The organism is Arthrobacter sp. 2762 (assembly GCF_040548745.1).
Classification (GTDB): Bacteria; Actinomycetota; Actinomycetes; order Actinomycetales; family Micrococcaceae; genus Arthrobacter.
The window spans coordinates 21,018-33,756 of record NZ_JBEPSI010000004.1; the positions used below are offsets into that span (position 1 = coordinate 21,018).

Consider the following 12,739-nt stretch of genomic DNA (forward strand, 5'->3'; position numbering starts at 1 on the left):
GGAAAGTGAGGATAGACCTGCATACGCACTCGAATGTTTCCGATGGAACCGAGACCCCCGCCGGGGTGATCATTTCGGCCGCAGCTGCAGGCCTGGACGTCATTGCGCTGACGGACCACGATTCCACTGATGGGTGGAAGCTGGCTGCTGCCGCTGCCAAGGAGCACGGAGTCGCTTTTGTTCCCGGCATGGAGATCTCCTGCCGGACGGAGCAGGGGATCAGCGTCCACCTGTTGAGCTACCTGCATGATCCTTCCCACCCCGGGCTTCTTGAAGAGATCACCAAGTCAAAGGACGCCCGGCTCACGCGCGCCGAGCGCATGGTCACACTGTTGTCCGAGGATTACCCCCTGACGTGGGACGACGTCATCCACCATGTGGCTCCTGGCGCTACAGTAGGTCGCCCGCATATCGCGGATGCCTTGGTTGCTGCTGGCGTGGTCGCGGACCGCTCCGAAGCCTTCACGTCCATCCTCACTTCGCATTCGCGATACTTCGTGCAGCACTACGCACCCGACCCCGCTATCGCCGTCGAGCTTGTCCGTGCCGCTGGCGGCGTGCCGGTCTTCGCACACCCGGTCGCTTCGGCGAGGGGACGAATTGTGGGGGAGCGGACGTACCGGGAGATGATCGACGCCGGACTGCTTGGCCTGGAAATTGAACACCGCGACAACCCTGAAGAAGGACGTGGGTTCCTTCGCCACCTGGCATCTGAACATGGGCTGCTCATCACGGGATCATCCGACTATCACGGAGCCGGCAAACCGAATCGGCTGGGAGAGAACCTGACATCCCCGGACGTCCTGGCAAGGATCGAGGAACTCGCAACCGGCAGCACGGTTGTTCGCTGATGGATCTGCAGTTGTTCGCATCCGTGATCGTCACACTGTTCGTGATCATGGATCCTCCCGGCACCGTGCCGATATTCATGTCTTTGACTGCCCAGATGCCTGCCCGCGACCGGAACCGTTCGGCGTTGCAGGCCCTTCTGGTGGCTACCGGCGTGATCGTGGTATTTGCGATCTTCGGCCAGTCGATCCTCAACTACATGCACATCTCATTGGCGGCCTTGCAAGGTGCCGGAGGATTGTTGCTGGTGCTGATCGCCCTGCAGCTGCTCACAGGTTCCACGAGTGGCGAGGAGAACGCCGCGAAGTACAAGAATGTGGCCTTCGTGCCTTTGGGGACGCCATTGATGGCAGGGCCGGGCGCCATTGTTGCGGTCATGGTTTTCGTCCAGCAGTCCAGCGTCCTGTCTGATTACCTTGCGGTAGGACTGGGCATCGCGGTGGTGCTTTGCTCGCTCTACCTGGCCATGCGGTTCGCGGGTGTGGTGCAGCGCGTCCTTGGCGAGAACGGCGTGGAGCTCGTCACCAGGATCGCGGGGCTGTTGCTTTCGGCCATCGCCGTGCAAATGATCGCCGACGCTGTTCAGGCATTCGTGAAGGGCACTGCCTGATCCAGGGTGCCTTCCGGCAACGGCCCCCTGCTGTGGAAGACGGCCTTGGTGCCAAGGCGCTTCCGCATGACGTCGATGGCTTGCTCGTTCTGGTCCACGCAGACGAAGTTGCGGCCCAGCTTGGCGGCAACAGCTCCGAGGGTTCCTGATCCCGCAAAGAAGTCCAGGCACCAGTCGCCCTCGCGGCTTGAGGCAGAGACGATCCTGCGCACCAGGCCTTCGGGTTTTTGGGTAGGGTAGCCGGTCTTTTCCCTGCCGGTGGGCGAAACGATGGTGTGCCACCAGACGTCCGTGGGGAGTTTGCCCCGCTCGCGTTTGGCAGGCGTGACCAGACCGGGGGCCATGTAGGGTTCGCGGTCCACTTCAGCGTTGTCGAAGTGATACTTCGCAGGGTTCTTTACGTACACCAGGATGTTGTCGTGCTTGGTGGGCCAGCGGTTCTTGGCCCGGGCGCCGTAGTCGTAGGCCCAGATGATCTCGTTGAGGAAACACTCCCGGCCAAAGATGGCGTCCAGCATCACCTTGGCGTAATGCACCTCGCGGTAGTCCAGGTGCAGGTACAGCGTGCCGTCGTCGGCAAGGAGCCGCCAGGCCTCTACGAGCTTGGGTTCCAGGAAGGACCAGTAGTCGCTGAAGGCGTCATCGTAGCTGTGAAGGGCACCCTTGATGGTGTCGTAAGAGCGTCCCTTGAACCCGACGCGGTCGCCGTCGCCGTCCGCGTTGCGGACCATGCGTGTTTCCTGGCGGCGTTGGACCCGGCCGGTGTTGAAGGGCGGGTCCACGTAAATGAGTGTGAAGGCGCCGTCCGGCAGTGTCGGGAGGAATTCCGCGTTGTCCGCGTGCACCACCAGATTGCCGCCGTCCGGCGCCCAAACAGTTTCAGTCATTGAGGACTTTAGGCCTCGGAATTGCCGGACTGGGCGCCAGCGGTCTCGCCGGAAACCACTTCGCCGTTACGGCGGCGCGTGCGGGTACGCCGCGTGCGGGCCGGCTTCTCGGCATTGTCGCCAGTAGCGGTGCGGGTTTCGGAGGAACCGGCAGCAGGGGCCGCATCGGCTTCGGATGTACGACGGCGGCGCGTACGGTTGCGTCCGCCCTCACCATTGGATTCCGAGTTGGTTTCGGTGGACTTGGCTGCGTTTCCACGGCCACGGCCGCCGTCCCTGCCACGGCCGCCATCGCGTCCACCGTCACGGGATGAACCGCCGGAACGGGAGTTCTTCTTGCCTGTTTCGCCCAGGTCCTCGAGGACTTCGGCATCGACACCGGCAAGGGTGCGCTTGTTGCGCGGGAGGCGGCCCTTGGTGCCCTCGGGAATGTCGAGGTCACTGTAGAGGTGGGGGGAAGAGGAGTAGGTTTCAACCGGCTCCGGAACGCTGAGCCCCAGTGCTTTGTTGATCAGGCCCCAGCGGGGCATGTCGTCCCAGTCGACGAAGGTGACGGCGGTTCCCTTGTTACCGGCGCGGCCCGTACGGCCCACGCGGTGCAGGTAGATCTTTTCGTCTTCCACGCACTGGTAGTTGATGACGTGCGTAACGTCATCAACGTCGATGCCACGGGCGGCAACGTCCGTGGCAACCAGGACATCCACCTTGTTGTTGCGGAACGCGCGCAGAGCCTGCTCGCGGGCGCCTTGGCCGAGGTCGCCGTGGATCGCAGCAGCGGCAAATCCGCGGTCGACCAATTCCTCTGCGACCTTGGCCGCGGTGCGCTTCGTTTTGGTGAAGATAATGGTGCGGCCACGTCCGCGGGACTGCAGGATGCGGGCCACTACCTCGGTCTTGTCCATGCTGTGGGCACGGTAGATGAGCTGGCGGATGTCGCGCTTGGTGAGGCCTTCGTCATTCGGATCGGCAGCCCGGATGTGGGTGGGCTGCGTCATGTAGCGGCGGGCCATCGCGATGACCGGGCCGGGCATGGTGGCGGAGAAGAGCAAGGTCTGGCGAACGGCCGGCGTACCTGCGATGAGTGTTTCCACGTCCGGCAGGAAGCCGAGGTCCAGCATTTCGTCGGCCTCGTCCAGGATCACCATTTTGACGTTCTTCAGGCTGAGGTGCTTCTGCTTGTAGAGGTCGATCAAACGGCCAGGGGTGCCAACCACTACCTCGACGCCCTTCTGGAGGGCGTCAATCTGCGGCTCGTAGGCGCGGCCACCGTAGATGGTGGCGATGCGGGCGTTGCGTTTGCGCGATGCCGTCTGGAGATCGTTCGCCACCTGTACCGCTAGCTCACGCGTAGGAACGATGACCAGGGCTTGCGGTGCGCCGGGGACGGCCAGCTTGGCGTAGCCGGGGTCATCCCGGCCTTCCACGCGCTGCAGTGCCGGAATGCCGAAACCGAGCGTCTTGCCTGTACCGGTCTTGGCCTGGCCGATGATGTCGTGGCCGCTAAGTGCTACGGGCAGCGTCATGGCCTGGATGGGGAAGGGGTGGGTAATACCGGCGTCGGCGAGGGATTCGACGATGTCGGCGCGGACGTTGTAGTCAGCGAACGATTTCTCTTCGATCTCGTGGGGCGTCTCATCAGAGATGATCGTTTCCTCGGGCTCGATGGATTCGGTGCCGGTGGCGTCCGTCAGGACTTCATGGGTGTGCAATTCACTCACAGGGAGTTTCCTTATTCATTTGGGCGTTGGCGCTGCATGCTCAACGGGTGGCGGAGCCGTACCGGAGCACGAACGGGCGCGCAAGCTAATCCAGTGGAAGCCGATCGCGGGCTATCTAAGTACTGGCACTGGTGACCAGCGGGCACATCTCAAGATCGCGTAGGGGCGGGCTTGTTGAGTTCAAAAATTAACTGAATCAACGACCGGGCATCCATTACTACAGGGTCAGTCTATCCTCTGGGAGCGCCAAAGCCCGGATCGGGGGCAATTCGGGTGCTGCGGGGCTTCAGGGGAGCAGGGTAAAACGGATCTCGCGGCTGGCGATATCGGCCTTCAGGAGTTGCACCCGGACCTTGGTGCCGGATTCCAGTTCGCCGTCACATCGGGCTGTCACCGCGGGTTCCGCGATCTGGATGATGCCAAACGGCCCGTTGCCGTTTCCATTTCCCCTTCCATTGCCATTTGGCGTGCCATTGGACGGCTTGGAACCGGAGATGACGACCGCGTCGAACTCCTCGCCGATGTGGTTCGCCACGAGTGCTGCTTCCACAGTGTCCATAGCCAGACGCTCAAGCCGCCCGGCCAGTTGATCGGAGGCCGCCATGATCTCAGGCAGGGATGGAAGTGCTTCCCGCGCCCACGCCGGGATCTGTTGGCCATTGCTGAGGGCCTCGCAGATCACCAGGACAAAGCGGTCGATGAGGCGACGCAAAGGGGCAGTGGTGTGGGCATAGGGTGCGCCGATGGCTGACTGGATGACATTGGGGGGAAGCGCGCCGTCGAAAGGCGTGTATCCAGCGCCGCGGAAAAGTGTGCCTGCCGAGTGCAGGATGGCAAGCTGTTTGGGGTCCGAAGCATCAAGTGTCCGAAGGTACTCACCGTAAGTAACCTCGCCGTCCCAGGGTTTCCCAAGAGCCTTGGTCTGGCGTTTGAAATGGAGCAGCGACCGTTCATCGGGCGCCGGCATGGTGCGCAGGATGCCCACTTTTCCATCGAGCATCAGTTGGGCCGCCGCCATACCGGTCATCAGGGATATCTGCGCGTTCCAGTCCTCCACAGGTAGGGAGGGCGCGGCCACAATCCTGTAGCCGCCGCCACCGGTCGCCTGGACGATTTCCTGCTCCGGCATGTTCAGGTTGGCGCCACCGCGCAGACGTTCCAGTTCCGCCCGCTTCAGGCCAACCTCCTTGAGGAGCTGAAGCACCGGCGGGGCGGTGCCGGCATCGATCTGTTCCTGGGCGCCCCTGTAACTCAGCTTGGCGCGACTTCGGACAGTGCCCCGAGCCACGGACGTGGCGGATACTTCCGCATTGTGGTCCAGCTCGAAGTCCCACACGAAGGCGCTGCAGTCCTGACCAGCCAACAGGCTTCCGGCGTTCTCGCTGATAACCTCCGGGTGCAGCGGGATTCTCCCGTCAGGAGCGTAGAACGTTTGCCCCCGTTGTCGTGTTTCTGCGTCAAGCGCCCCACCGGGAGCAACAAAGGATGGCACATCCGCGATTGCGTAGAGGACTTTGTAACCGTCACCGGCACGTTCAATGAACACCGCTTGGTCCAGGTCCGTGGACGTGGCTGGATCGATGGTCACGAACGGAATGTCCCGGAGGTCGCGGTCCGGCAGCCTGTGGTGTTCTACGGCTTTCCGGGCTTCCGCCACGGCCTCGGTTGGGTATTCGCCCGGAAGTTCCAGCTCGCTCCGGAGGGCTGCAAATGCCTCTGCGAGCTGGTCCGACGAGTCGTCGACGTTGGGCGAAATCCGATGATGTGACACGAAAATCAGGTTAGCCCGAAATCGCTGGATAGTCTTGGACCATGAGCACTTCCACGGACGACAATGCTCGCGTCCAGCGTCTCGCCTCGGAGCTGCTGGGAGCCATGGCCTACGGCGAGCTCTCGGCGTTTGGTCGGTTGTCTTTCGATTCCCGGTACGCTCCCACTCTCCATGACAGGGCAGTGCTGGCAAAGATCGCCGTAGGCGCCTACGGAAACTTTGCCTTGATCAGCAGCCGGCTATCGGAGATGGGACTCGATGCGGAAGAAGCCATGCTTCCGTTCCAGCGCTCATTTGACCACTTCCATGAGCGAACAAGGCCAGCGGATTGGTTTGAATCAGTCATGAAGGCCTATGTGATCGACACCGTGTCGTCAGATTTTTACCGGATGGTGGCTTCGTTCCTTGACGGCGGGACGCAACTCTTTGTCCAGAAGGTTGCCTCCGCCGACCAAGCCACGGAAGTACTCCGCATCCTCCTGCGTCGGGCCCTGGCTGATGACCCGCGCCTGGCATCGCGACTCGCTTTGTGGGGTCGCCGCCTCGTCGGTGAAGCATTGACCCAAGCCCAACGCGTCGGCATGGAACATCCTCACTTGGGACCGATGCTCAAGGGCGGAGGGGATACGCGTACGGCAGTTAAAGCGCTCACCGCCGAGCTTGCCGAGCGGCACGGCCGCCGGATGTCAGGGCTCGGGCTTACGGCTTAGGACGCGTTCGCAGACCCTTCGGGGCCATCCGGGCGCCGCTGCTCATCCGGCGTCGAGCGCTTCCAGCAGTGTCTTGGCCGCCGCCGTCGGATCCTCCGCCTCAGTGATGGCCCGCACCACGACGATCCGGCTCGCTCCCGCAGCCACCACCTGTTCAACGTTGGTGAGGTCGATGCCGCCAATCGCGAACCAGGGGAGGAGGACGCCACCTACGGTCTCCTCATCCGCGCGCTTCACGGCTTCCGCGGCATATGTGACCAGGTCCATCCCAACTGCTTCACGGCCTGGCTTTGTGGGCGTTGCCCACACCGGACCAACACAGAAATAATCCAGTCCGCTCCTGCCAGGGGAGGCAGCTATCGCGGCGTCAACCTGCTCCGGCGTATGGGTGGAGAGGCCGATCACGGTGCGGTCGTGGAGGAGGTGCCGTGCGGCGCGCAGGGGGATGTCCTTTTGCCCGATATGGAACACCGGAGCCCCGGAAATACTGGCAACATCGGCGCGGTCGTTGACGGCCCACAGCCGCCCGTGCCGTTGGGCCACGTTATGCAGAACCTCCAGGACCTCAAGCTCCTCGGCAGCCTCGAGCGTCTTGTCGCGAAGCTGGATGATGTCTACGCCGCCCTCGAACGCGGCGTCGACGAAGTCTTCAAAATCGCCCTGGCTTTTGCGGGCATCAGTGCACAAGTAGAGGCGGGCAGTGGTGTGGACATCATGCTGGGTCATGGAAACCAGAGTAGTTCCTCTAAACTGGGCACGTACTGCGGGAGCCGTGACAGCGTCATATGACCGTCCGGCTGAGAGGGCTTCAGCGCCGACCGCTTGACCTGATCCGGCTAATACCGGCGTAGGGAAGGAAACATATGGCAGAATCCCGCCAAAACCCCTTGCAGGCAGACGTCGCAGTCGTTGGTGGCGGCATCATCGGCCTTGGCATTGCCCACGAAGCCCGCCGCCAGGGCCGCTCTGTGGTCCTCGTTGATCCCACCCCCGCAGCGGGTGCGACGTTCGCTGCCGCCGGCATGCTGGCTCCGGTCAGTGAACTCCACTACCAGGAGGAAGACCTCCTGGAACTCATGCTGGAATCCTCCCAACTGTGGCCCGCTTTCATCCGGAGCGTCCATGGCGGCGAACCAGCCACCGGATACCGCACGACGTCGACAATCGCCGTTGGTGCCGACGCCGCCGACCGCCGCGCGCTGGCAGACCTCCGCACAGTCCAGCAGGCCGCGGGGCTGCACGTGGAGCCATTATCATTGCGGGAAGCGCGCGAGCGTGAGCCTTTGCTGAGCCCACAGATTTCCTGTGCCTTCGAGATACCGGCCGATCACCAAGTGGATCCGCGGCGCCTTGCACGGTGCCTCATGGAAGGGTTGGCAGCGCACGGACCAAGTGACGCAACGTGGGTTTCCGGAGCGGAGGACGGTTTCGCCCTGCCGCTCCACGCATCCCGTTTGCTCTGGGACGGAGACCGCGTCTCGGGGGTTGAAGTCGATTCCGGCACCGTCGTTTTGGCCCCAGAAACTGTAATTGCCTGCGGGCTGGATGCGGCAAGGATCGGCAATCTCCCCGAGGGGCTCACGCTGCCCCTGCGGCCCGTTTACGGCGACATCCTGAGGCTGCGCGTTCCCCAACACCTCCAGCCCCTCCTCACATCCACCATCCGGGGCATGGTCCGCGGGGTGCCGGTCTACATCGTGCCCCGGGACGATGGCACGGTGGTGATTGGAGCCACGCAGCGCGAGGACGGTCTATCCGCTTCCACCAATGCAGTCTCCGCCGGGGGCGTCTATCAACTCCTGCGGGACGCCCAAGTGCTGGTGCCTGCGGTGGCGGAGCTGGAACTGTTGGAAACGACAGCACGCGCACGGCCCGGCACTCCGGACAACGCACCATTACTTGGACGCGTTTCTGGACTGGGACGTGTTTCAGGGCCTGAGGGCACCATGGACGGTCTCGTGATCGCGTCCGGGTTCTTCCGCCACGGCGTTCTGTTGACGCCTGTGGCCGCCAAAATCGTAGGCGGGCTGATCAGCGGCTCAGCCGACCCCCGATGGTCCATTTTCCGGCCTGATCGATTTACGGCAACGCAGGATCACCGCCTCCAACCAGCAATCAAGGACACACCATGAACATCAAACTCAACGGCTCCGAACACGCCGTGGCGGACGACGCATCCGTCAGCACGCTCGTCAGCGCCATCACAGGCCGCATCCTGGACCACCGGGGACAGGCAGCCGACGGCGGCAAGCTGGGTGTCGCCGTCGCACGCAATTCCGAGGTGGTGCCGCGCAGCCAATGGGCCGCGACTGCGCTCGCCGATGGAGACGAACTCGAACTCGTAACCGCAGTCCAGGGAGGCTGAAAAAATGACCGCAGCAAAAACTGACATCCGCACTGATGCTTTGGTGATCGACGGCGTCGAATTCGGCTCCCGCCTTATCATGGGTACCGGTGGAGCGCCGAGTCTTGGCGGGCTGGGAGCAGCCCTGCTGGCCTCAGGGACGGAACTGACCACTGTGGCAATGCGCCGGTACTCACCGGCCGAGACAGGTTCACTGTTTCAACTCCTGCTGGATCACAACATCCGGGTCCTGCCCAACACCGCTGGCTGTTTTACTGCCAAAGACGCAGTGATGACCGCGGAGCTCGCCCGGGAGGCGCTGGAGACGGACTGGGTGAAGCTGGAAGTCATCGCCGATGAACATACGCTCCTTCCGGACGCGGTGGAACTCGTGGAGGCAACCGAACAGCTGGTGAACCGTGGCTTCAAGGTCTTCGCCTACACCAATGACGATCCTGTCCTTGCGCTGCGTCTGGAAAACCTGGGTGCCACAGCAGTCATGCCCCTCGGCTCGCCTATTGGAACGGGGCTGGGCATCCTGAACCCGCACAACATCGAACTGATCGTGTCCCGGGCCTCTGTTCCCGTAGTACTCGACGCCGGCATCGGGACTGCCTCTGATGCCGCGCTGGCCATGGAGCTGGGCTGCGATGCTGTCCTGTTGGCAACGGCCGTGACCCGTGCTCAGAACCCGGTGCAGATGGGCGAAGCCTTCAAACACGCGGTGATCGCCGGTAGGCTGGCCAAGCAGGCTGGCCGTATCCCGCGCCGGGAGCACGCCCTCGCGTCATCGGCCATGGAGGGCCGGGCAGAGTTCCTCTGAATGAAGGAGCAGTGGTGGCTGACAGGAAAGAGCCGTTGACCCAGGTCGCCCTGGAGGCCGCCCTCAAGGACCTTCCGGACTGGAAGCTCCAGGACGGCCTCGTGACAGTGTTCAAAACCTCGACGGCGGCCGACGCCTTGGCGCTCATCGCCGCCATTGGCCGGATCGCCGAGGAACAGAACCACCACCCGGATCTTGACTGGCGTTTCAACAGGGTGTTCTTGCGTTACGTTTCCCATGACGCAGGCGGCCAGGTGACCCAACGCGACATCGCCGCTGCGGCTGCCGTGAGCGAGGCCGCAGCCGCGTCCGGTGCCCTGGCGCAGCCGGATCGCTATCCCGGAGATTGAGCGGGATAGAAGGTTAAGCGGCGCTGGCCATCACCTATGGGTGATGGCCAGCGCCGTTTAAGAGTGAGCAGCGCCTAAAAGTCCCGGCGCCTTGGAGTCTCAGCGCCTAGAGCCTCAAAGCTTTGGTGAGGGCGGCGGTGTCATGCTGGGTGCGCTTGCGGCCCAGAAGGACCACGACGGCAATCGCGACGGCCGTCCCCAACACGATAGGGAGGACCCAGGGGATCCAAGTCAGCCCGGGCTGGTAACCAAAGCCGGCCATGATGAGAGCTATCCAGCCCAGCACGCCGACGGTTGCCGAAACGCCCGCCGGCAATGCAATGCCGTACTTGCCGTGTCGCTTGTCATTTGCCCACACGATGAATCCTGTAGCGATTGTGGCAAGAACCACCACAACGAGTGAAAGCATGGAGACTCCTTAGCGGCAGCTGTAACTGGGAACCGCTAGAGTGCGCCGAAACCGACGCGGCGGACTTCCTCAGCACCAATTTCAACGTAGCCCAACACACTGCCGGGAACGATGATCTGGCGGCCCTTCTCATCCGTGAGCCGGAGATCCGAACCTTTGGAGATGGCCTCTCCGACGATCTTGGCTACAGCCTCAGCATCGAGTGCGGATTCGAGCACAATTTCACGGCCAACATTCTGAATGCCGATCTTTACTTCCACAGCAAGGCCTCCAAGCCAATCAAGTTTTAAGTCAGTCCTCTATTTGTAGCCTAGGACTCTTTGGGGAATCGACTGATTCCGCGCCAAGCTAAACGATAGATCAGATCACTGGCCACATCGAGGTCGAGGTTTCCATCGGTTTCGAGCCAGTAGCGGGCGCTGACCTGCGCCATTCCTGCCAGTCCCCGGCCCAGGAGCTGCGCTTCCAGAGGGGGCAACTTGGTGTCCTCGGCGATGACGTGGGCCACGGCGTCGGCGAACGTTTTGTTGAAGGTCTCCAAGCGGGAGCTGACATCGGGGTCATTGATGAGGTCGGACTCGAAAACCAAGCGGTGGGCTTGGTCGTCGTCGGCAATGAACCTGTAGTAGGCCCGCATGACTGCCTTAACGCGCTCTTTGTTGTCCGTAGTGGAGTTCAGGGCATTGAGCATCAGCTCGGTCAGGGCGGCCAGGTGACTGTCCAGCAGCGCCATGTACAGCTCGCGCTTGGAAGGGAAATGCTGATACAGGACCGGCTTGCTCACATGCGCTGTCTCGGCAATTTCGTCCATGGCGGCACCGTGGAAGCCGTTGGATACGAAAACTTCCAAGGCGGCGTTAAGCAACTGTGCGCGGCGCTCGTCCCGGGGCAACCTTGCTGAACGCGTCGAAGCAGTCCGTTCTTGCTTCGCTGGTGCTCCATCGTTTGCCCGTGTGCCGTCAGCCACAGTCTGCCGCCTTTCCTTTGCAGTTATGACCACTGTACCGGTGGGTAATATGACCGGGCGGCATCGGCAGGCATACATTGGGGTATGGCCTCAATTCTTGCTGCCCACCCCGCGCCCGCTGTCCTGCCGCCCCTCGTTGAACCGGCCGCCGCACTAACGCCGGCCGAGGTGGAACGGTACTCCCGGCATCTCATCATTCCGGAAATCGGCGCTCTGGGCCAACGCAGGCTTAAGAATGCGAAAGTTCTTGTCATAGGTGCCGGCGGGCTGGGATCTCCAGCCTTGCTGTACCTCGCCGCGGCGGGCGTAGGAACCCTGGGAATCGTCGACGACGACGACGTAGACCTCAGCAACCTGCAGCGGCAGGTCATCCACGGCGTCAAGGACGTGGGCACCCCCAAAATCGAATCTGCGCGGAAAGCCATTGCGGAGCTGAACCCTTTGGTGGATGTTGTCCTGCACAACGTCCGCCTTGACTCCTCGAATGCCTTGGAACTGTTCGCCGATTACGATCTCATCCTGGACGGCGCGGACAACTTTGCCACCCGCTACCTGGTCAACGACGCCGCCGCGATTTTGGGCAAGCCGTACGTCTGGGGCTCCATCTTCCGCTTCGACGGGCAGGTCAGCGTCTTCTGGGCCGAGCACGGCCCCACCTACCGTGACCTCTACCCTGAAGCCCCGCCCGCAGGCTCAGTGCCTTCATGCGGTGAGGGCGGAGTCTTCGGTATGTTGTGCGCCGCGGTTGGATCCCTCATGGTGACGGAGGCAGTGAAGCTGATTACCGGCGTCGGGCGTTCCTTGCTTGGCCGTGTGGCGCTGTTTGACGCGCTTGGCGGCAGCTGGCGGGAAATCAAGGTCTCCAAGGATCCTGCAGCGGAGCCCATCACTGAACTCATGGATTATGAAGCATTCTGTGGGGTGACTCCGGCTGCGGCCACTGACCAGGAGCACACCGTCACCGCGAAGGACCTTGCCCGGATGCTGGCCGAGCGGGAAGCGGGTGAACTCGACTTCGAATTGGTGGACGTCCGCGAGTCCGGCGAGCACAGCATCGTGAACATCGATGGATCTGTCCTTATCCCGCAGGGCAGGATTCTTTCAGGCGAGGCTTGGGTGGAGTTGCCGCAGGATAAGGACATCGTGTTCCACTGCAAGGCTGGAACGCGCTCTGCTGCGGTCCTGGAGGCCGCGCAGAAGGCCGGCTACACGCGCGTCAGCCATCTCGACGGCGGTATCCTCGCCTGGGTCCGCGACGTCGAACCCGAAAAGCCCGTCTACTAGTCGTTGCCCGCAGGGGT

General features: G+C 62.6%; 15 protein-coding genes and 1 riboswitch. Of the genes, 8 read left to right on the forward strand and 7 right to left on the reverse strand.

The window, feature by feature from the left end:
- Positions 1 to 5 precede the first annotated feature (5 nt).
- Positions 6 to 851, forward strand: a complete 846-nt coding sequence (locus ABIE18_RS08685; RefSeq protein ID WP_499722295.1) for a PHP domain-containing protein — start codon at positions 6 to 8, stop codon at positions 849 to 851.
- Positions 851 to 1,459, forward strand: coding sequence for a MarC family protein (locus ABIE18_RS08690; protein ID WP_499722297.1), 609 nt, complete (start codon positions 851 to 853; stop codon positions 1,457 to 1,459). Before ABIE18_RS08685 ends, ABIE18_RS08690 begins: the two co-directional genes overlap by 1 nt.
- On the opposite strand, the gene ABIE18_RS08695 is transcribed toward ABIE18_RS08690, so the two are convergent.
- From ABIE18_RS08695 to ABIE18_RS08705, 3 genes are all read right to left on the reverse strand, one after another.
- Positions 1,432 to 2,346 carry a DNA-methyltransferase gene (locus tag ABIE18_RS08695; protein WP_499722298.1) on the reverse strand — a complete coding sequence of 305 codons (915 nt, stop codon included), beginning with the start codon at positions 2,344 to 2,346 and terminating at the stop codon, positions 1,432 to 1,434. The genes ABIE18_RS08690 and ABIE18_RS08695 overlap by 28 nt on opposite strands.
- Before the next feature lie 8 nt (positions 2,347 to 2,354).
- A complete protein-coding gene (locus ABIE18_RS08700) occupies positions 2,355 to 4,064 on the reverse strand; it encodes a DEAD/DEAH box helicase (RefSeq protein ID WP_499722300.1) in 1,710 nt (569 codons plus the stop codon).
- 286 nt (positions 4,065 to 4,350) lie between these two features.
- Positions 4,351 to 5,835: an RNB domain-containing ribonuclease gene (locus ABIE18_RS08705; protein WP_499722302.1), complete on the reverse strand. Its 1,485-nt coding sequence runs from the start codon at positions 5,833 to 5,835 to the stop codon at positions 4,351 to 4,353.
- Between the two features lie 41 nt (positions 5,836 to 5,876).
- Here ABIE18_RS08705 and ABIE18_RS08710 point away from each other — a divergent pair, with 41 nt between their 5' ends.
- Positions 5,877 to 6,545 (forward strand): ferritin-like fold-containing protein, encoded by a 669-nt coding sequence (locus tag ABIE18_RS08710; RefSeq protein WP_499722303.1) that lies wholly within the window; start codon positions 5,877 to 5,879, stop codon positions 6,543 to 6,545.
- A gap of 42 nt (positions 6,546 to 6,587) precedes the next feature.
- Here the strand turns inward: ABIE18_RS08710 and thiE are convergent, their stop codons facing one another.
- Positions 6,588 to 7,271 (reverse strand): thiamine phosphate synthase, encoded by a 684-nt coding sequence (thiE, locus tag ABIE18_RS08715; protein WP_499722305.1) that lies wholly within the window; start codon positions 7,269 to 7,271, stop codon positions 6,588 to 6,590.
- Between the two features lie 27 nt (positions 7,272 to 7,298).
- Positions 7,299 to 7,416: riboswitch (TPP riboswitch) on the forward strand.
- Here thiE and thiO point away from each other — a divergent pair.
- The 4 genes from thiO to ABIE18_RS08735 all read left to right on the forward strand — a co-directional run bounded on the left by thiO (position 7,409) and on the right by ABIE18_RS08735 (position 10,062).
- Positions 7,409 to 8,677, forward strand: a complete 1,269-nt coding sequence (gene thiO / locus ABIE18_RS08720) for a glycine oxidase ThiO (RefSeq protein WP_499722306.1) — start codon at positions 7,409 to 7,411, stop codon at positions 8,675 to 8,677. (Overlaps the previous riboswitch by 8 nt.)
- Entirely contained in the window at positions 8,674 to 8,910 is a 237-nt protein-coding gene (gene thiS / locus ABIE18_RS08725) for a sulfur carrier protein ThiS (RefSeq protein WP_442003709.1), read from the forward strand. Before thiO ends, thiS begins: the two co-directional genes overlap by 4 nt.
- 4 nt (positions 8,911 to 8,914) lie before the next feature.
- Positions 8,915 to 9,712: a thiazole synthase gene (locus ABIE18_RS08730; protein WP_499722308.1), complete on the forward strand. Its 798-nt coding sequence runs from the start codon at positions 8,915 to 8,917 to the stop codon at positions 9,710 to 9,712.
- Positions 9,713 to 9,726: 14 nt separating this feature from the next.
- The gene (locus tag ABIE18_RS08735) at positions 9,727 to 10,062 is read left to right on the forward strand and encodes a 4a-hydroxytetrahydrobiopterin dehydratase (protein WP_499722310.1); all 336 of its coding nucleotides are present in this window, start codon (positions 9,727 to 9,729) and stop codon (positions 10,060 to 10,062) included.
- 106 nt (positions 10,063 to 10,168) lie between these two features.
- Here the strand turns inward: ABIE18_RS08735 and ABIE18_RS08740 are convergent, their stop codons facing one another.
- The 3 genes from ABIE18_RS08740 to ABIE18_RS08750 are packed head-to-tail and all read right to left on the reverse strand — an operon-like array spanning position 10,169 to position 11,516.
- Positions 10,169 to 10,471 (reverse strand): hypothetical protein, encoded by a 303-nt coding sequence (locus ABIE18_RS08740; protein ID WP_499722312.1) that lies wholly within the window; start codon positions 10,469 to 10,471, stop codon positions 10,169 to 10,171.
- Positions 10,472 to 10,506: 35 nt separating this feature from the next.
- The gene (locus ABIE18_RS08745; protein WP_477514965.1) at positions 10,507 to 10,731 is read right to left on the reverse strand and encodes a DUF3107 domain-containing protein; all 225 of its coding nucleotides are present in this window, start codon (positions 10,729 to 10,731) and stop codon (positions 10,507 to 10,509) included.
- Between the two features lie 50 nt (positions 10,732 to 10,781).
- Complete coding sequence (locus ABIE18_RS08750) at positions 10,782 to 11,516, reverse strand: TetR/AcrR family transcriptional regulator (RefSeq protein WP_499722314.1); 735 nt, start codon at positions 11,514 to 11,516, stop codon at positions 10,782 to 10,784.
- A 6-nt stretch (positions 11,517 to 11,522) separates the two neighbouring features.
- Between ABIE18_RS08750 and moeB the strand changes: the two genes are divergently transcribed.
- The gene (gene moeB, locus ABIE18_RS08755; protein WP_499722316.1) at positions 11,523 to 12,722 is read left to right on the forward strand and encodes a molybdopterin-synthase adenylyltransferase MoeB; all 1,200 of its coding nucleotides are present in this window, start codon (positions 11,523 to 11,525) and stop codon (positions 12,720 to 12,722) included.
- The last annotated feature ends 17 nt before the right edge of the window (positions 12,723 to 12,739 follow it).

Coding starts and splice junctions, on each gene's coding strand:
- ABIE18_RS08690 (WP_499722297.1), top strand. CDS start 851: ATGGATCTGCAGTTGTTCGCATCCGTGATCGTCACACTGTTCGTGATC.
- ABIE18_RS08695 (WP_499722298.1), bottom strand. CDS start 2,346: ATGACTGAAACTGTTTGGGCGCCGGACGGCGGCAATCTGGTGGTGCAC.
- ABIE18_RS08710 (WP_499722303.1), top strand. CDS start 5,877: ATGAGCACTTCCACGGACGACAATGCTCGCGTCCAGCGTCTCGCCTCG.
- thiE (WP_499722305.1), bottom strand. CDS start 7,271: ATGACCCAGCATGATGTCCACACCACTGCCCGCCTCTACTTGTGCACT.
- thiO (WP_499722306.1), top strand. CDS start 7,409: ATGGCAGAATCCCGCCAAAACCCCTTGCAGGCAGACGTCGCAGTCGTT.
- thiS (WP_442003709.1), top strand. CDS start 8,674: ATGAACATCAAACTCAACGGCTCCGAACACGCCGTGGCGGACGACGCA.
- ABIE18_RS08730 (WP_499722308.1), top strand. CDS start 8,915: ATGACCGCAGCAAAAACTGACATCCGCACTGATGCTTTGGTGATCGAC.
- ABIE18_RS08740 (WP_499722312.1), bottom strand. CDS start 10,471: ATGCTTTCACTCGTTGTGGTGGTTCTTGCCACAATCGCTACAGGATTC.
- ABIE18_RS08750 (WP_499722314.1), bottom strand. CDS start 11,516: ATGTATGCCTGCCGATGCCGCCCGGTCATATTACCCACCGGTACAGTG.
- moeB (WP_499722316.1), top strand. CDS start 11,523: ATGGCCTCAATTCTTGCTGCCCACCCCGCGCCCGCTGTCCTGCCGCCC.